General features: G+C 48.6%; 18 protein-coding genes. 8 read left to right on the top strand and 10 right to left on the bottom strand.

What is annotated here, in order from left to right:
- Window positions 1-2 precede the first annotated feature (2 nt).
- The 10 genes from mshL to DVO77_RS02445 form a co-directional block, all read right to left on the bottom strand.
- Complete coding sequence (gene mshL / locus DVO77_RS02490) at window positions 3-1688, bottom strand: pilus (MSHA type) biogenesis protein MshL (protein ID WP_119977145.1); 1686 nt, start codon at window positions 1686-1688, stop codon at window positions 3-5.
- Window positions 1689-2030 carry an MSHA biogenesis protein MshK gene (locus DVO77_RS02485; RefSeq protein ID WP_308444025.1) on the bottom strand — a complete coding sequence of 114 codons (342 nt, stop codon included), beginning with the start codon at window positions 2028-2030 and terminating at the stop codon, window positions 1689-1691. It abuts the gene before it with no gap.
- A complete protein-coding gene (locus DVO77_RS02480) occupies window positions 2017-2667 on the bottom strand; it encodes an MSHA biogenesis protein MshJ (protein ID WP_110455692.1) in 651 nt (216 codons plus the stop codon). Before DVO77_RS02480 ends, DVO77_RS02485 begins: the two co-directional genes overlap by 14 nt.
- The gene (locus DVO77_RS02475; protein WP_119977144.1) at window positions 2664-3269 is read right to left on the bottom strand and encodes a PilN domain-containing protein; all 606 of its coding nucleotides are present in this window, start codon (window positions 3267-3269) and stop codon (window positions 2664-2666) included. The genes DVO77_RS02480 and DVO77_RS02475 overlap by 4 nt, the downstream gene beginning before the upstream one ends.
- Window positions 3270-4154, bottom strand: coding sequence for an MSHA biogenesis protein MshI (locus DVO77_RS02470; RefSeq protein ID WP_119977143.1), 885 nt, complete (start codon window positions 4152-4154; stop codon window positions 3270-3272).
- Between the two features lie 230 nt (window positions 4155-4384).
- On the bottom strand, window positions 4385-6331 hold the full coding sequence (csrD, locus tag DVO77_RS02465) for an RNase E specificity factor CsrD (protein ID WP_119977142.1): 1947 nt from the start codon (window positions 6329-6331) through the stop codon (window positions 4385-4387).
- A gap of 228 nt (window positions 6332-6559) precedes the next feature.
- Complete coding sequence (locus tag DVO77_RS02460) at window positions 6560-7807, bottom strand: malic enzyme-like NAD(P)-binding protein (RefSeq protein WP_110455688.1); 1248 nt, start codon at window positions 7805-7807, stop codon at window positions 6560-6562.
- A 179-nt stretch (window positions 7808-7986) separates the two neighbouring features.
- Entirely contained in the window at window positions 7987-8769 is a 783-nt protein-coding gene (locus DVO77_RS02455; protein ID WP_110455687.1) for a thermonuclease family protein, read from the bottom strand.
- Between the two features lie 229 nt (window positions 8770-8998).
- Window positions 8999-9211 carry a 50S ribosomal protein L31 gene (rpmE, locus tag DVO77_RS02450; protein ID WP_110455686.1) on the bottom strand — a complete coding sequence of 71 codons (213 nt, stop codon included), beginning with the start codon at window positions 9209-9211 and terminating at the stop codon, window positions 8999-9001.
- A gap of 235 nt (window positions 9212-9446) precedes the next feature.
- Window positions 9447-10184, bottom strand: a complete 738-nt coding sequence (locus DVO77_RS02445) for a FimV/HubP family polar landmark protein (protein ID WP_119977141.1) — start codon at window positions 10182-10184, stop codon at window positions 9447-9449.
- 204 nt (window positions 10185-10388) lie between these two features.
- Here DVO77_RS02445 and priA point away from each other — a divergent pair, with 204 nt between their 5' ends.
- The 8 genes from priA to deoD all read left to right on the top strand — a co-directional run bounded on the left by priA (window position 10389) and on the right by deoD (window position 19025).
- A complete protein-coding gene (priA, locus tag DVO77_RS02440; RefSeq protein ID WP_119977140.1) occupies window positions 10389-12584 on the top strand; it encodes a primosomal protein N' in 2196 nt (731 codons plus the stop codon).
- Between the two features lie 125 nt (window positions 12585-12709).
- The gene (gene argS / locus DVO77_RS02435; protein WP_119977139.1) at window positions 12710-14455 is read left to right on the top strand and encodes an arginine--tRNA ligase; all 1746 of its coding nucleotides are present in this window, start codon (window positions 12710-12712) and stop codon (window positions 14453-14455) included.
- A gap of 14 nt (window positions 14456-14469) precedes the next feature.
- On the top strand, window positions 14470-15048 hold the full coding sequence (locus DVO77_RS02430; RefSeq protein ID WP_110455682.1) for an SPOR domain-containing protein: 579 nt from the start codon (window positions 14470-14472) through the stop codon (window positions 15046-15048).
- 221 nt (window positions 15049-15269) lie between these two features.
- Entirely contained in the window at window positions 15270-15794 is a 525-nt protein-coding gene (gene hslV / locus DVO77_RS02425; protein WP_110455681.1) for an ATP-dependent protease subunit HslV, read from the top strand.
- Between the two features lie 54 nt (window positions 15795-15848).
- The gene (gene hslU, locus DVO77_RS02420) at window positions 15849-17174 is read left to right on the top strand and encodes an ATP-dependent protease ATPase subunit HslU (protein WP_119977138.1); all 1326 of its coding nucleotides are present in this window, start codon (window positions 15849-15851) and stop codon (window positions 17172-17174) included.
- A gap of 88 nt (window positions 17175-17262) precedes the next feature.
- Complete coding sequence (locus tag DVO77_RS02415; RefSeq protein WP_119977137.1) at window positions 17263-17652, top strand: gamma-butyrobetaine hydroxylase family protein; 390 nt, start codon at window positions 17263-17265, stop codon at window positions 17650-17652.
- Window positions 17653-17697: 45 nt separating this feature from the next.
- Window positions 17698-18132, top strand: coding sequence for a DUF3859 domain-containing protein (locus DVO77_RS02410; protein ID WP_110455678.1), 435 nt, complete (start codon window positions 17698-17700; stop codon window positions 18130-18132).
- A gap of 188 nt (window positions 18133-18320) precedes the next feature.
- The gene (deoD, locus tag DVO77_RS02405; RefSeq protein WP_119977136.1) at window positions 18321-19025 is read left to right on the top strand and encodes a purine-nucleoside phosphorylase; all 705 of its coding nucleotides are present in this window, start codon (window positions 18321-18323) and stop codon (window positions 19023-19025) included.

Raw genomic sequence — 19025 nt, 5'->3', positions numbered from 1 at the left:
CGCTACTCCTTTACAGGCTCAGGATACCAGCGGTCGAGCAAGGCTTTTGAGCGTTCAAGCTCAGCTTTCCAAGTATCGGCACCGACTACGGTAGGTTTGAGTAGAATCACCAGCTCGGTTTTCTTTAAAGAATTTACCCGATTAGTAAAGGCTTCACCCAGAAAAGGAATATCCCCAAGCAATGGCACTTTAGAGACCAGTTCAAGGGTTTCACTCTTCATCAAACCACCGATCACCACCACATCACCAGTGCGGGCCTTAATCACAGTATCGGACTCGCGGATCTCACTTTTGGCCAGCGGCAGCTCTAGGGTATTGTTAGATATTTTAATGGATTTGTTTTGCTCTTTAATATCGATAACTGAGGGGTGAATATGCAGCAGCACATTACCTTCGGCATCGATTTGCGGCGTAACATCCAAGGCGATACCCGAGAAAAATGGCGTCAATTCTACCTCGGGGGTGGTCACAGGCGTAGTGCCAGCCACGGTAGTTGAAGAGACGTCGGTGACAAAATACTCGTCGCTACCCACTTTGATCACCGCCTTTTGGTTATTCGAGGCGGTCACCCTTGGGCTAGAGAGCACATCGACATCGCCTTGGGTATCGAGCAGTGTGATCATACTGGCAAAATCACTGCCAGTGATTTGTAATGAGGTCACACCTCCTAAAGCGGCGGTGATCTGATCACCAAACGTGCCCGCCGAGGTTCCAAAATTAACCTTGGTATTACCATTGGCTAAAGCGGAACCCACGACATTTTGCCACTGGATCCCCTGTTGATAGTCGTCCGACAGGGTCACTTCTAAAATTTTGGCCTCTAGGATCACTTGGCGTTGTAGGTGACTCTCGGCCGTTTGCAAGAAGGTTTTCACCTGACGCAACTCATTAGGAAAGGCACGAATCGTCACTAAGCCGGCTTGCGGGGTAATAACGACTTGGCGACCATTACCAGTCTCGCCAACAATCGACACTAAGGTCTCTTTCAAGTCGCCCCAAAAATCACTTTTGGTGGTCGAACGGATAAAGGTACCATTGGTGGTGTCGTTACTGTTGTTATTACTGTTATTGCTCGAATCGTTATTGGAACCCAAGTTACCGTTATTATTGTTACTGCTGTTATTGCTATTGCTGTTTGAATTATTGGTATCGGAGATCCGCCCCGAGTTGACTGAGGTTAGTGAGAGGCCATTGCGCTCCATGTGCAGGTAATTGAGCGCGAAAGTTTCGGTGCGCATCCCCGCAGGATAGACGCGTAAAATACGCCCATCACGGCTTACTTCATAACCATAAATATCTTCCACGACTTGCAAGGCTTCACTCAGGGTCACCCCTTTTAGTGACAGTGAAATCGAGCCACTGACATTAGGATGTACCGCCACGCTCAGCGGCGTGCCTTGCACTAAGCTTGGGAAAAACACCTTTGCATCAACATCACTGGCAGACACATCAAAGCGCCGCTCTGGAGGCATCATGGGGGCCACGCTGCCCAGCATTGACGCTGAAGCGAGCTCACGCTGCACAGAATCGGGCATCTTAGCTGCAGGTGGTATCTCCGCCTGAACTTGCTGCTGAGCTATGGAGCTTGATAATGCCGATTTGGCTTCTACAGGCTGCGGACGGTCCGTTGTCTGACATGCCGCTAATAGCAGCACCAGTAATGGCGTTATGGTTCTTACTGCGGTCATTTATTGTCCCTTAGTCTCTGTTACGGCTTGGTACAAGGTGAAGTGTCGGCCATCGGCTAACCACACGCCGCTGGCATTAATGCGCACTATTTTGACCCCTTGTACCCGGTCACCTAGGGTGAACATCTTGTTATTAAAAATCGCTGTCGCGCTGTTATCCGATATCAATACACTGTTTAATTTGAGCGTGTCAGTACCTTGTTGCTGACTGACTGAGTTCGACACTGCACCGACCCCAGGTTGAGTGGGATCCCGTAACGATTGCGCCTGTACCGTGATGATCAGCATACCGGCACAAGTGATCAACAAGGTCAAGCCAGATTTCATCTTATTTAGCAACACTGATAAAGTCCTTATTGATACTTAAGGTGTATAACTCCAAAACCACATTGGCCTTCGGGTATTCATCAACGGTGTAATCTAGCTGCTTCCAATAAAGCTTATTCGGCATATTTTCCACCGCCTGAATAAATTTAAGGGTGGAAAAATAGTCGCCAACAAAGGTGAGTTTGATGCCATGGCTGTACAAATTCAGCTTATCTTTGTCAGCTACCGCCAGTAAAGGTTGTGGTGCGAGTGTATCGAACGAGTGTAATTTCACTCCTTTGATCTGCCCCAGCAATCGGCTCAACATCGCCGGCATATGTTCGGCAGGCACCATGTCTACCATCTGAAACGACAGCTGTTGGTCGATATCCGCCAGTTGTTGCTCTAACGTGGTTAATCGTTGCCGATATTCTTTGTCGGGGTCTTGGGTTAATCGCTGCTGATAGAGATCAATTTGTTGTATTGATATCTTATTTTCAGAGGCTAGGGTACTCACTTGCCGCTGCAGTGCATCACGTTTGAGTAATAATGACTCTAATGGAAAATAGAGTAGCACACCTATGATGGCAATCGTGGCACTTACAATCATCACCCGCTCGCGCTGGGTGAGTTGGTTAAACTGCGCCCCCCATTGGGACCATAATGGCTTCATTGGTTCGGCTCCTTCGAGGCTTCACTGCGAAGCACAAATGACAACGGCTCTTCTTCACCCCGATTGATGGTCAAGGTGCTAAAGGCTTGGCCTTTTAAGGTGTCGACCCGTTTTAGACGCTCAACCCAACGTGGCACATCCTGCGGCGCGCTACTGTAGCCTTCAAATATAAATTGTTTTTCCATAACCTGAATTCGCGTCAGCCAAGTGCTACTGTCTGCTACGCTAGCCAAGTCAGTTAATAAGGAGGAATAACCGTGACTGGTCAGCGCTTGCACATGGCCGAGCTCTCCCAGTAATTTGCGTTTCAGCTCAAGCTGCTGGGTCACCAAATCCACCCGAGCCACCAAATTCGATGACGCGCTGCGCGCGGCTATCTGCTGCTCTAACTGCGCTTTTTGACGGTCGTAGTCTACCTTTTGGCCACTTAATTGCGCATGCTGCTGTTGCAAATGGTCGACGCTCCAATAGGTGATACCACTGGCGAGCAATAGCAAGCATGCCAACACTAACGTCACTTGGCATAAACGTGTGAAAGAGAGCCGTAATTGATGCGGTAACAGCGAGGGATGAAATAAGTTAACCCTGAGTTTTTGCGTCATCTACGCCTCCTCCGGTTGAGCATTACGGCTAAACTCGGCATATGCAAACTCAGCCAGTTTGTCTGCCACGCGCTCACAGGGGATCACCTCGACTTTTTGATCAAAGTTTGCCGATAACAGGTGAGCTAACTCATTACGATCGCCCTCCATTAGCAGGTCGATCGAGGCGACCGGCGCTTGACGGAATTGGCTTTCAAAATAATCCATCGAGCGTTGCAGCTCGATACTGAGGTTATCGGCAATCTCTAAGCGCAGATCGGCCGCCGATACTGTATTGATCTGATTAAAGCCTCTGACGCTGCGCTGCATAAACAGTTGCCCCTGCTTAATCACGGCCAGCATCAAATCACTGTTGGGCGTATGGCACAACACTAGTCTCGCTTGGCTGTCACTGACTTGATAATTACTGATAGCTATCTCTTCTATACCGATCCCGGCAATAGTGATCTCATGCTGCTTAGCGGCCAACGCCAACGCGCTGATCATGGCACGCTCGACCACCACCACAGTCAACTTGTTGCTTCGCGATTGTGGCGCTTCAAAATAATCTAAGTGCAGCTCGTTAACAGGCTTGGCCACCATATCTTTAACTGACCACAATAGGGCTTGGCCCATCTCCTCATCCGCAACTGGTGGCTTGTCGACCAATAGCAATTGGTAATAGCAATCGCTGAGTACTATGTGTAGGTTGGCACGCGAGATCTGTGCAGCAAGCGTCGCGAAGGCAAGCTGCCAATCTTGTTTAATCAAGGGGATTTTTATCAAGCTAGGCGATTCTCCTCCCTGATAAGCCGTGATCTCATCGGCATCAATATAGATACCGACCTTAGCGCTAGAATGTGATTTTTGCCAAAAGGCCAGCTTACTCAAAAAACGTTGTTGCATTAAGGTACGCCCACTATTTTATACTCAATCTGAGTTACATGACCCAAACCACCGAATAATCTAATCACAACTCAATATTAAATCTAAGGTCAGTTTTAAAACATCGTAAATACTGTGGTTATTGTAACGACTAATTTCTTAATTTTATAGAAAAAACCATAGCCATCGAGTGCTATAATTTTACCTTGCTCTAGCATACCTGACTTAAGCGACTCTGCTGGCTATTAGCATCATATTTCTTGCACCGGATCGCTAAACAGGCTCCCCTGCCCGGCACTGACCCCGAGAATTTTGAGCGTTTGCCACTCTTCAAATGATTCTATTGCTTCGGCAAACACTTGCACTTCAGAGCGATACAAACCACCGATAAGGCTTCTTACAAAAAGTTGATTTTCTTGGCGTAAATGAATTTGTCGCACAATAGAGCGGTGCAATTTAATGATATCGAATTTACAGCTGGTAATGTATTGCATGCTCACCACCTGTTGTCCTACTCGGTCAACACACAGGCTGGCGCCCATTTTACTGATCATATTCAGCGTAGGGGTTAACTGCTCGATATTATTGACCACAATATCTTCATTGACCTCAATAATCAGTTTTGGTGCCAGGTTACGGTATTCGAGCAAGGTGGTTTTAAACCAACGAATAAACGCGCGGCTGGTCAGGGTATCGAGACTGAGATTAATACTGTAACGCTGAGTATTTTGAGGATTACTACCCAGTAGATCAAATAATACCGCCTCTATCACCTGACGCTCAATTTGAGGGGTGAGGCCACACTTAATCGCCATAGGTAAAAACAGGGTGGCACGAACCAAATTGCCCTTACTGTCTCGTAGCCTACTCGACACCTCTCTGTGGTGCTCTACCCCATCACTGTCTAGCACTGCTTGTGAATAGATAACCACCCGCTTGTTAACTAGCGCATACTCTAAAAAGCTGCGCCAACGCACCGAACCTCGGGCAAACTCTTCATCGACAGCACCTTTATCATACATAAACCAGCCGCTAGCGCCCTGAAATTGCGCCGCACGTAACGCCATCTCCGCCTCTTCAATCAACTGTTCTTTACTGTCGCCGACCTTGAAATACGCCACGCCAATGTGGAAAAAATCATCACGATTAACCAATCCCTCCAGAGGCTGTGCCAAACAAACTTTCAGCAATTTCGCCACTAGCTTTTCGACATCGGCCAAGGAGATTTGAGGAACCACAATGGCAAACTGGTTATAGGAGCGGCGTGAAAAAATACTGTTGGCGTAATTGTTGAGCAACTGATTAATATCATTAATGGTGTGGCTCAGCATCTCTTGAACGGCTAACTCATCGTGTTCTTGCTGTAATAGGTCTAGATCTTCCATCTCTAATAACAGCAGCACCCCAGGAGCAAACATCCCTTGGTTGTTACTTAACGCATCGAGACGGTTTTTCAAAAATAGCCGATTTCCTATGCCTGTGGCGGGATCGAGAAAGGTGTTAGAGCGAATCACTTGATCGAAACGCGATCGCTGTTTTTGCGCATCATCGAGCTCCAGCAGCAACTGTGTCAAGGCACGATTGATCAACCTTGGTCGCCCATGACCACGTTCCGCCAAGGCCTTGTCATAATCGCCAGATAAGATGAGATGGCTGCGTTTAGCTAAATCTTCAACGCCTTCAAGTTGTTGGGCTAACCAGAGGTAGCCCCAACGCACAAAGATCGCGATAGCCGTTAAGCCTAGCAGCAAAATCAACCCGCCATAACCACTGATCTGATTGAATTGCAGCGGACGGGGCAAACTGAGCTCAAACCTAAGTTCTGCTTGATCGCTTGTAGCCGACAAACTTGTTATTGGCGTAGCAGGTAAGATGGCACGCCCATAACGAATAACGCGCCGCTCTGGCAGAGGATTATCGTAGCGGTAAAGCACGTCATTTTGACGTGTTAACACAAACTGCTGTGCCTGATAGGCCCACAAGAGTTGTGGTAGCCAAAGATCGAGCTGTTGTAATTGCGCTGGCGTTTGATGCTGAGACAAAATAGCGCTGAGTTGCGAAACTTGCTGTTGCTGTTGTTTATAGGTCAGTTGCATGACACTAAACACTGCGGTCAGCAGAAAAATAAAAGCCATCGCCACTAGCGATAGCAGCCAGAAACCGGTGAGCTTTTTGGTTAATAGTACAGTTGCTTTCATGTCGCTTCCTGCAGAATTATTGTTATATTTTTTTGCTGCTATTGGCTTTATACCAATAAAATTAAATAGTTAATTTATTAATGCGACGAAGATTCATCTACAGTCGTTAGCCAATGGCTAATGTAGATCTGATAAAATCAAAATCAGCTTAATTACCATACAAACAAACCTTATTGGGCACAAATAAAAAAGGGCCCTCAGGCCCTTAATCAATCAGCGGGATATCGCTTACGCCATATAATGTTCAGGCAAGGTCTGTATCGCCGCCACGCCCGAGTCGATAGCCGCTTGCGCTACCGCCTTGGCCACGTTTGATAATAAACGTGTATCCATGGGTTTAGGAATGACATACTCAGGGCCAAATCTTAATTCTGATACATCTGGATAAGCGGCCAATACGCTGGCGGGGACTGGCTCCTTTGCCAATGCCGCGATCGCATGCACTGCTGCAATTTTCATTTCATCGTTAATTTGTGAGGCGCGCACATCGAGAGCACCACGGAAAATAAACGGGAAACACAAGACATTATTAACTTGGTTTGGATAATCACTGCGGCCCGTTCCCATGATCAGATCTTTGCGCACATCATGGGCAAGATCGGGTCTAATCTCAGGATCAGGATTAGAACAAGCAAAAATCACCGGCTTATCGGCCATCAACAAGACATCGTCAGCCGTTAATACATCAGGGCCAGATAGGCCTAAAAACGCATCGGCACCTTTGATCACATCTTGTAAGGTACGTTTGTCGGTGTTGTTGGCAAACAGAGCTTTGTACTCGTTAATATCTTCACGACGAGTGTGGATAACACCTTTACGGTCGAGCATATAAACGTTTTCACGCTGCACGCCACACTTAACGAGCATGGTCATACAGGCAATCGCGGCAGCGCCGGCGCCCATACAAACAAAGACCGCTTCTTCCAGTTTTTTACCTTGGATCTCAAGCGCGTTGATCATCCCCGCCGCGGTAACTATGGCTGTACCGTGCTGGTCATCATGAAATACCGGTACGTTACAACGCTCGATCAGGGCCTTTTCAATTTCAAAACACTCAGGAGCCTTGATATCTTCAAGGTTTATACCACCAAAAGTATCGGCAATGGCCTCTACCGTGTTGATAAACTCTTCTGTTGTGCGATGTTTTACTTCGATATCTGTCGCATCGATATTGGCAAAATGTTTGAACAATAATGCCTTGCCTTCCATCACAGGCTTAGATGCCAATGGACCAAGGTTACCCAGACCCAAAATGGCTGTCCCGTTAGAGATCACTGCAACCGTGTTACCTTTAGCGGTATAGCGATAGGCGTTATCAGGATTGGCTGCAATTTCACGGACAGGCTCCGCGACACCTGGGCTATACGCCAGCGCCAAGTCCATACTGGTTTCAGCGGGCTTGGTCAGGCTAACTGCAGTTTTACCTGGAACGGGGAACTCATGGTAGTCAAGGGCTTGTTGACGAAAATCGGCCATCTTAATAATCCTGAAAAATGCGACAAGTTAAATCTTAGAGTGAGGTCTTAACGCCCTACTATCTCAGCCTGAGTCAAACAGAGCTAAGCTGTAGCGTCGTTAGAGGCTAAGATACTCGAATCAACACACTTTTTAAACAAGATATTAGAAAATTTCAGTTTATTATGCCATTAAACAAACTAAGGCTCATTTTGCAAACTTATCTGTGATGGATGATAACTTATCATCTGCCATTTTTTGTAGGAATAATACAACTCCCCGCGCACAATTACGCGGCTTTGCAGCAAATCTAAGGTCAAAATGTTGTTAAATTTACCAGATTCTGCTCTAAGTATGCCCACGTAAAATTTTTCATCGATAATGATCCATAAATACTGCCCCTTTCTTTCAAAGCCGGTCACAGTCCCCTCTACCTCTCGCCAACGGTTCAAATCGTCTCGGTTAAGTTGGTCGACTCGCTTCGGTTGATAACTAAGATGGCTCCATAATCCCTGTTTTGTTGCTCTTGATCGGCGCTCTAATGCTTCGAAACATTGCCAGAAGTAATCATTGTGATACACCCGACTTTTAGCATAGCCATGATTCAGCAGCAGCTCTTGTAAATGCTCACCCGCTTGAGTGAAAACATAGGCTAAGGTTCTACCGTGGGGATCTAAGCGTTTGCGATCGAACGCTAATTGTAACGTTTGTCCGGCCTGAAGCTGTTGCTGTACAAACTGACGCGCCTGATTGGCAAACGGCTCGGACAACTCTGGATATTGCGAGTCAATCTCTGGTGCATCGACGCCAATAAGCCGCACCCGGCGATCATCACTGAGGACTAACGTATCACCATCAATCACATAACTGAGGGTCACGGTCTCATCGAAGTGGGTGGGCACACAGACACTGGGCTGAGCTGCAAAACAATAGCAGGGTAATAAACCGAATAAGGTGAGTACGTATCTGCTATATCTGCTCATCTATAATCATATCCTTCGATTAGCGGCTTACTTAGATAGCCTGAACTTTTAGCATAATGATTCAGTGAAATAGTTACTGACACAGGCTGTGTTACATCAAATCTAGCTTACATACTGTCAGGGTTTCGCTTACACCACAATCAATAATGTGCCCTGAATAACACCCACCGCAGGCAACAAAAAAGGCGCCATAAGGCACCTTTTTTCACGTTCATTGCAAAAGTAATAATTACTTCTTGCCAAGAGCGCCGAAACGCTTGTTGAACTTGTCGATACGTCCGCCAGTATCCATAACTTTCTGGGTACCAGTGTAGAATGGGTGACATGCACCACATACGTCCAAATGCAGTGGCTTACCTGCAGTTGAGTTTACTTTGATAACGTTGCCACAAGTACAAGTTGCAGTGATTTCTGCATAATCAGGATGAATGCCTGGTTTCATTGGGATTACCTCAAGTTAAAGGCCATGTCGCTCTTCCAACCCGAAGTCGGACACCACATGCAGTTAATAGAATATTCAGGCGCGAGATAGTACAGGATACAAGCAAGAGATACAAGCATGGGCCGCACCTAACTGAGTAATTCTCATCGCCAATATATTGCCCCCCTCTTACAGATCTCGCCCATTAAACTCTCAACGACGCTTACCTAGGCTCAAGCTATCTGTATAGCTTAGCTTACATAGACTCAAACAACTGCTGAGCCTGCTTGGCATCACGATAGCGCTCCTTCACACTCAGTGATGGGCAACGCAACACCACATCGGCACGCAGACCATGGATTTCACCTTGATTAAATGCCTTGGGGTTAGCATCGAAAATTGCCAACATGGCGCCATAAGGGCTAAGTTGCCATGACTTGGCATAGGCACTGCCGATACGCCATAGGGTTTGCTGCGCCTCGTAGTTTAACTCACAATCGGCCTGCACCAAATCCGCTGCCACATCCCCTTGTGGAGCCTTTTGCTGCTCTTTTAAAGGCTTTGGCGATTCACTGCTTAGCGTATTGCTTGCCACCAGCGGCTTGGCCGTGATGCTTGGCTTAGGCTTGGTAGGTACCCGCGCTGCGTGAGTCGCATCAAACAGTGTAATCCGCTTAACCTCACGCCATTGGTTAACATGGTACTCCTGCACAATTAACTCGGCATTGGCGTCTGTTACATCCTCAAGGCCGGTAAGCTGCAACATAAAATTATTCACCGGTGTGACCATTAAACGCTCTTGACCACTTTGTTGCGCCACCACAAACTGCAATTTATCGACACTCGGTTGGTCGGTCACAATATTGAGCTTGAGCTTAGGGTTTAATCCGAGGTGAAATTGCATTTGATTAATGCTCACATGAGTCACTGCCGCCCAGCTAAAGTGACTCAGCGATAGCAGCAGGAGTAATAAGGGATATACCAGAGTTTTCATAGCCGCATTCTTATCGTCATAACCGTACAACTATTAAGCACAAATCCTGCTAACGATTCAATCTATTTATCCCCAGCAACAGGGACCACAACGCCACTAAGCTCCCGAAAATAGGGTAAAACCGTCGCCTATAAAAGATAGTGGTAGCCCTAACGATGTACGCTGGTTACACTTGCTCTACCTTAAGTTTGCTTGTCTGGTTTTATGTCTTTGTTTGTCGAAGTTGCCCTGCCCGTCCCGCTACGCCAAAACTTTAGTTATCGCGTCAAAGAGAGCGACAGCCATCTGGCGGTCAAAGGCGTGCGCGTGAAAGTTCCTTTCGGTCGTCAGCAACTTATTGGCTTGGTGACCGGGAGCACTGACACCTGTGACTTAGCGCCACAGCAGATAAAATCGGTAAGCGAATTTTTAGATACTGAGCCACTGCTGCCCGACTCTTTATATCAACTGACTCAATGGGCGGCGCGCTACTATTTTTGCAGTGTGGGCCAAATGCTCTCCCAAGCTCTGCCAGTCGCCCTACGTAAAGGCGCACAGGTTAGCGCCGAAAGCACCCGTTTTTGGTGTTTAACCAGCGCAGGGCACGCTGCCGATCTCGACACCTTAAAGCGCGCGCCAGCCCAACGCAAAGTGATGCAACATTTGCTGCAAGGTGAGCTGACTCAAGAAGAATTAAACGCGCTCGAACTGAGTAAACCCGCGCTAAAAGCATTGCAGGAGCGTGGCTGGATAACCCACCAAGACAGAGCCAATCAACTCGACCTTAGCTGGCGCGACAACTTAACCCTAGATGAAGAGCCCCATAGGCTCAATCCAGAACAGGCCATTGCGGTGGCCACCCTCAATCAGCAAACAGGCTATCACTGCACCTTACTCGAAGGGATCACCGGCTCGGGCAAGACAGAGGTGTATTTGGCCTTACTAGAAACCGTGCTCAAACAGGGGAAGCAAGCACTCATTTTGGTGCCTGAAATTGGCCTAACACCGCAAACCATCAGCCGGTTTAAGCAACGTTTTAAGGTGCAGGTCGCGGTGATCCACTCTGGACTAACCGATAATCAGCGCCTTAGCGCCTGGCGGCAGGCGCGCGCCGGCGAAGCGGCTATTATTATTGGCACGCGCTCGGCGCTGTTCACCCCGATGCGTTATCCCGGCATTATCATCTTAGATGAAGAGCACGATAGCAGCTTTAAACAGCAAGAGGGGGTGGGCTATCACGCCCGCGATTTAGCCGTGATGCGCGGCCATTTAGAAAAAATTCCCGTATTACTGGGCAGCGCCACGCCGTCACTGGAAACCCTGCAAAATGCCCTCAGCGGTCGCTACCAACACCTAAGTTTAGGGGAGCGCGCGGGCGCGGCCGAAAAAGTGCGTCAAGGCATTATCGATATTCGTAATCAGCCGCTCAAAAATGGGCTGTCTCATGCCCTACTCAATGAGATGCGTATTCACCTCGATGCGGGCAATCAGGTGCTGCTGTTTCTCAATCGCCGTGGATTCGCCCCCGCCCTGTTGTGCCACGAATGTGGCCACCTGCATGAGTGTGACCGTTGTGATGCCTTTTTTACTGTGCATCAATCATTGGGCGAAATTCGCTGTCATCATTGTGGCAACCAGTACGCCATACCGCGCCAGTGCCACCAATGTGGTAGCACCATGTTAATGGGTCAAGGGGTGGGCACAGAACAATTAGCCGAGGCATTAGCGAAAGAGTTCCCCCAATATCCTGTGGTGCGCATCGACCGTGACACCACCAGCCGCAAAGGGGCGCTCGAAGGACATCTCAACGCCATCCACAAGGGGGAGTATAAAATTCTGGTCGGCACTCAGATGCTGGCAAAAGGGCATCATTTTCCCGATGTCACCTTAGTGGGGCTGCTAGACGTAGACGGCGCCCTCTTTAGCGCCGATTTTCGCGCGCCAGAGCGCTTTGGCCAGTTGTATACCCAAGTATCGGGACGCGCAGGGCGAGCCAGTAAAGCCGGCACGGTATTATTACAGACCCATCAGTGCGATAATCCCATCTTGCGCGAGCTGATGCACAAAGGTTACGGTGAGTTTGCTCGGGGTCAATTAGAGGAGCGAAAACAAGCCTTGTTGCCACCCGCATGGCACATGTTGCTGCTGCGCGCCGAAGCCCATCGCGCCGAAGATGCTGACGAGTTTTTACAGCAGATTGCCGCTATCTTGCCACAAAATGAGCAGTGTGAGGTGATAGGCCCCATGCCTGCGCCCATGGACAAGAAAGCCGGCAAGTTTCGCCGCCAATTGATGTTTCAAACCCAAGAGCGCAGCCTACTACAAAAATCGTTTGAGGCCGCGCTGCCACAAATCGAAGCCTTACCCTTGGCCAAAAAGTGCCGCTGGAGCTTAGATCGCGACCCGCAAGATCTGTTGTAATAAAAAATATGCCAAATAGCATATAAAATTCATGCCAGAGGATAGCAATTAGCCACCACTAGCGGCTAAAATGTACGGTTATCCCTGAATCTTTTTATCTTTAAGTAACTGTCGATTAAACGCCAATGAAATCACATATTCAATCTTTGCTCGAACAAGCCATTCAGACCCTAAAGCAGCAGGAGATCGTGCCTGCCGATTTTGAAGCGCGCATTCAAGTCGACCGAACTAAAGACAAAACCCACGGTGATTTTGCCACTAACTTAGCCATGATGTTGACTAAAGTGGCGCGCAAAAATCCGCGTGAGTTGGCCCAGCTGATCATCGACAGTTTGCCGCAAGACAGCCAAGTGGCTAAAGTGGAAATTGCAGGGCCAGGCTTTATCAACTTTTTTATTGATGACAATGCCTTAGCCACACAGCTAATGACAGCGCTCAAAGACGATCGCCTCGGTGTCGTACTCCCCACACCGCAAACTGTGGTGGTTGACTACTCGTCGCCCAACCTTGCCAAAGAGATGCACGTAGGTCACCTACGTTCAACCATCATTGGTGACAGTGTGGTACGCGCGCTGGAATTTCAAGGGCACAAAGTGATCCGTCAAAACCATGTGGGCGATTGGGGCACCCAGTTCGGCATGTTGCTGGCTTACATGGAAGAGCTGCGCGCCGCGAAAGGCGAGCAAGCCAAAATGGAACTGTCAGATCTTGAAAGTTTCTACCGCGCCGCCAAAGTGCGCTTCGATGAGTCAGAAGAGTTTGCCACCCGCGCCCGTAAATTGGTGGTTGAACTGCAATCAGGCGATGAGTACTGCAACAAATTATGGCGCGAGTTTAACGACATATCCTTAAGCCACTGCCATCAAGTGTATGAGCGTTTAGGCGTGAGCCTGACCCGCGCAGATGTGCGCGGTGAAAGTGCTTACAACGACGATTTAGCCCAAGTGGTGGCCGACCTTGATGCACAAGGCCTATTGTCTGAAAGCAATGGCGCTAAAGTGGTGTTCCAAGACGAATTTAAAACCAAAGAGGGTGAGCCGCTGCCGGTTATCATCCAAAAAGCCGATGGCGGTTATCTGTACGCCACCAGTGATTTGGCGGCGATGCGTTATCGCTCAAATGTGCTTAAAGCCGATCGCGCGCTCTACTTTGTCGATCTACGCCAAGGGCTACACTTCCAGCAAGTGTTTAATTTAGCGCGCAAAGCCAACTTTGTGAATCTGAACATGAGCTTAGAGCATATGGGCTTTGGTACCATGAACGGCGAAGATGGCCGACCATTCAAGACCCGCTCGGGTGGCGTCGTGAAACTGGTGGATCTACTCAGCGAAGCTGAAACGCGCGCATTAGAATTAGTGCGCAGCAAAAACCCAGATATGGATCAAGCCGAGCTAGAGCAGATCGCTAAAGTCGTGGGCATAAGCTCGGTCAAATATGCCGACCTGTCGAAAAACCGCACCAGCGATTACATCTTCAGCTTTGAGCAGATGCTCAGCTTCGAAGGCAATACCGCACCTTACCTGCTTTATGCCTATACCCGCATCGCGGGGATATTCAAGCGTGCGGCAGATGTCGATTTAAGCGATGCCAGCATCACTCTTGAGCATGACAAAGAGAAAGAGTTAGGCACTAAATTGGCTCAGTTTGGCGAAGTGCTTAATCGCATGGTCGACAAAGGTCAACCTCATGCCTTATGTGGTTACCTATTTGAACTTGCGGGGGCATTCTCTAGCTTTTATGAGGCCTGCCCAGTACTCGCCGCCGATTCAGAGGCCGAGAAGAAGAGCCGTTTGCTCTTATCGCAACTGACCGCCAACACATTGAAGCAAGGTCTAGACCTACTCGGTATCGACACCTTAGAGCGCATGTAACGTAAGGCGGTAACATGAGCAATCGCGACTACGCCAACAGAAAGCCGGCCAATAAAAGCCGGCCCCGAGGTGGTAGAGGGAAATCTGCCGCCCAAGCGCCACGACGCTTCCCGATACTGCTGACCTTAGTGACAGTCGCCCTGCTGGGCGGCTTTGGTTATTTTCTCTGGAGCATTAACGATAGCGCCGACGAACAAGTACCAGCCCCTGCGGCTAAGCCAGTAGTGCAACCTAAGGTTGAAAAACGTGACCCTAACGCGCTACCGCCCAAACCCAAAGAGGAGTGGACTTATCAGCGCGAGCTCGAAAATAAGCGCGTCGAAGTCGATATTCCAGAGCAGACCCAACCGACCCGTCCCTATCAGATGCAGTGCGGATCCTTTAGAAAAGAATCCCAAGCCAATGAGATGAAAGCCATGATTGCCTTTCAAGGACTCGAAGCTCAAGTGCGAAAAGTTCAAGGCACCAAAGGCATGTGGTACAAGGTGGTACTCGGCCCTTACGAGCGTAAACGCGTGGCCGAAAGACAGCGCCATGTGCTACAACGCGGTGGTCTCAATGGCTGCCAAATTTGGTTTTGGGAAGGTGACTAAGCCTTTTCTCACAAAAACGGGCCTCAGCCCGTTTTTGTTATCCTTCTTCCTTGGTAAGTAATGCTGAAAAATGCCGCAACCGACCCAGCTTTCACATTAAAAAACGCCAAACGCTAACAACGACCACTCACTTGCCTTGAATTTTTAACGGCTGTCCCCCATATCTTAAATATTGTCCACCGAAGGGTTTCCTACCCCTCGGCTAGAGAAGAGGAAATATCGTGACCACAATCGTTTCAGTACGTCGCAACAATCAAGTTGTCATTGCCGGTGATGGCCAAGTCTCACTGGGAAATACAGTGATGAAAGGAAACGCAAAAAAGGTTCGACGCCTTTACCACAATAAAGTACTCGCCGGATTTGCTGGCGGTACTGCCGATGCATTTACCCTGTTTGAGCGCTTCGAAGCAAAGTTAGAGATGCACCAAGGACAACTGATGCGCGCCGCGGTCGAAATGGCCAAAGATTGGCGTTCAGACAAGGTGCTACGCAAGCTCGAAGCCCTATTAGCCGTAGCCGATAGCGAATGCTCGTTGATCATCACAGGTAACGGTGACGTAGTGCAACCAGAGAACGATCTTATCGCCATAGGCTCAGGGGGCAACTTTGCCCAAGCCGCGGCCACTGCACTGCTTGAGAATACCGAGCTCAGCGCGAAAGAGATCGCCGAGAAATCGTTAACTATTGCTGGTGATATCTGCGTGTTCACCAACCAATTCAAAACGATAGAAGAACTGAATTACTGATCTTGAGCTCAGCTCGAGATCAATAACCTATGCAGCATGCATTAAGGGAAAACTATGTCTGAGATGACTCCTAGAGAGATTGTTCACGAACTGGACAGTCATATCATTGGCCAACAAGCGGCAAAACGCTCTGTCGCCATCGCCCTGCGTAATCGCTGGCGCCGTATGCAGCTTAATGAAGATCTGCGCCAAGAGGTCACCCCCAAGAATATTCTGATGATCGGCCCTACCGGTGTCGGTAAAACTGAAATTGCTCGCCGTTTAGCCAAGCTGGCCAAGGCGCCTTTTATCAAAGTCGAAGCGACCAAGTTCACCGAAGTGGGCTATGTCGGTAAAGAAGTTGAGCAGATCATTCGCGATCTTACCGATGCCGCCATAAAGCTGACCCGCGAAGAGCAGATGATCAAATGCAAATTCAGAGCCGAAGAAGCGGCTGAAGAGCGTATTCTCGATGCATTACTGCCTAAGCCTAAAGAAGATTGGGACAGCGAAAGTAAAGATGACTCGGCCACGCGTCAGGTCTTTCGTAAGAAGTTACGCGAAGGCCAGCTAGACGATAAAGAGATTGAAATTGACATCTCGGCGCCGCAAGTGGGTATCGAAATCATGTCGCCTCCCGGCATGGAAGAGATGACCAATCAGCTACAAAGCCTGTTCCAAAACATGGGCCCAGGCGCCAGTAAGCGCCGCAAGATGCCCATCAAGGAAGCTTACAAGCTGCTTATCGAAGAGGAAGCCGCTAAGCTGGTGAATCAGGATGACCTAAAAGAGCAAGCCATTGAGTTGGTTGAGCAGCACGGCATCGTGTTTCTTGATGAGATTGACAAAATTTGTAAGCGCGGCGAGTCATCAGGTCCTGATGTCTCACGCGAAGGGGTACAACGTGACCTACTGCCGCTGGTTGAGGGCTGCACTGTCACCACTAAACATGGCATGGTAAAAACCGACCATATTTTGTTTATCGCCTCTGGTGCATTCCAGATGTCTAAACCGTCAGATTTGATCCCAGAGCTGCAGGGGCGTCTGCCGATCCGCGTCGAACTACAAGCGCTATCGGCCGATGATTTTAAACGCATTTTGACCGAGCCGCACGCCTCGCTCACCGAGCAATACGTAGCGCTCATGGCAACCGAAGGCGTTAAGATTGAGTTTACCGAATCGGGCATAGAGCGCATAGCTCAAGCTGCATGGCAGGTTAACGAGCGCACCGAAAACATCGGCGCACGTCGTCTACACACTGTGATGGAGCGCCTAATGGAAGAGCTCTCTTTTGAAGCGTCGGATAAATCGGGTAGCAGCACCATTATCGACGCTGACTACGTTAATGCACACCTAGATAACTTGGTACAAGACGAAGACTTAAGCCGCTTTATCTTGTAATACTTAGGGGCCTAGGCGGTATCACCTAGGCCCCCTTTGTATCAATTAAGTATTATTGCTCTTTACCTCACATAACAAGGCCAATCAGATGTCAGTTGAAAGCCCCAAGGTCACAGGACTAAAACTCAAGCGCAAGTCTCGCCTATTAGAAGTCAGTTTCGATGATGGCAACACTTACGCGTTAAGCTGTGAACTACTACGAGTGTACTCGCCATCGGCAGAGGTCCATGGCCACGGTAATCCTGTACTGGTCACCCATAAGAAAAACGTCAATATCGATGCTATCACCCCCGTGGGGAACTATGCGGTAAAATTAGTGTTTGATGATGGTCACGATACCGGCTTGTTCTCTTGGAAAGTCTTGTATGACTTAGCCACCAATCAGGTCGAATTGTGGGAAAAGTATCTTGCTAGGTTACGCGCGGCTAAGGCGAGCCGTGAGCCTATGATCGATATGGCGGTTAAGTACCATAACTAGAGTCTGTTGACCCTAGTTTCAATCTAAGCAAGGGAAACCCGCTGCGTGTCAAAACTCAAAGCCGATGTGTCTATCATCCAAGCAGGCATTTTCAGTCAATGGGATGATGAGAGCGATGCCCTGCCTAAATTTATGAAAGCCACCGTACATGTGCCTGCCATCCTAGATATCGAATTTGGCTTTGTGGCGCAAATAAAAAAAGCCAAGAATCAAAAACTCAGATATTGCATATATCACCCCGATATTCCTGACGATAAGGGAGAGGTTAGGCCACCTTTTGAGGGCGACGTCTTCGTCGAATCTAACGACTGGCGATTCTACCTCGGTGATACTATCTGGGCGCCTGAACACAACAAAGTGGGCAAGTGGCGCATGACCTTAGCACTAAAAGATAAGGTGGTGGCCGACAAGACATTTCACGTCCACTTACATGATGAACAGAGTCAAGTCAGTGCCTTTTGGAAACATCGCGGCTATTAATTCACGCTGAGATTATCGTTAACGCCCACCCCAAAACGCCTATTTCAGTGATCTTAGAGCCATAACCCCGCTTATTTTGTGAGCCAGGCGGATATTTGGCACATATTGCCGCCAATGCGGACTTATGTCCTCTAGCCATTTTAAAGCCACCATTACTATCGAGAATAATCATTTACAGAGGATTATTCATGACCGCACATATCAATGGCAAAGCGGGCGACTTTGCCGAAACCATCATCATGCCTGGCGACCCACTGCGCGCTAAATATATCGCCGAACACTACCTCGATGACGCCAAAGAGATCACCAACATTCGTAATATGTTGGGCTATACCGGATTTTATAAAGGCCAGCGTATTTCCGTCATGGGACACGGCATGGGCATCCCCTCAATGGTGCTTTACGCCCATGAACTGATCGCCGAATTTAATGTTAAACGCATTATTCGTGTCGGTAGCCTAGGAGCAACGCAACACCACGTTAAGATTAACGATGTGATCCTAGCGCAAGCAGCAGGCACTGACTCACCCACCAATGCCAAGCGTAGCAGCGGCTATCAAATGGCGACCTCAGCCACATTCGACTTACTGCATAAAGCCTACACTATCGCCCAAGAGAAACAGATCAGTGTGAAGGTGGGCAACATTTTCAGTGGTGACATGTATTACGACCCAGATGAAGACATGATCCCTGCCCTAGAACGTTTTGGGGTACTGGGCGTCGATATGGAAGTGGCCGGTTTATATGGCTTAGCGCATCACAAAGGCATCGAATCATTGGCGATTTTAACGGTATCCGATCACTGCTTAACCGGTGAAGAGACCACTGCCGAGGCGCGCCAACTGACATTTAATCAAATGATTGAGCTGGCATTAGCAACCGCTCATCAGTAA

It is taken from the genome of Shewanella algidipiscicola, from assembly GCF_003605125.1.
Lineage (GTDB): Bacteria > Pseudomonadota > Gammaproteobacteria > Enterobacterales > Shewanellaceae > Shewanella > Shewanella algidipiscicola.
Note: the sequence above shows the minus strand (reverse complement) of the source record. Positions and strands in the feature narration are given on the sequence as shown.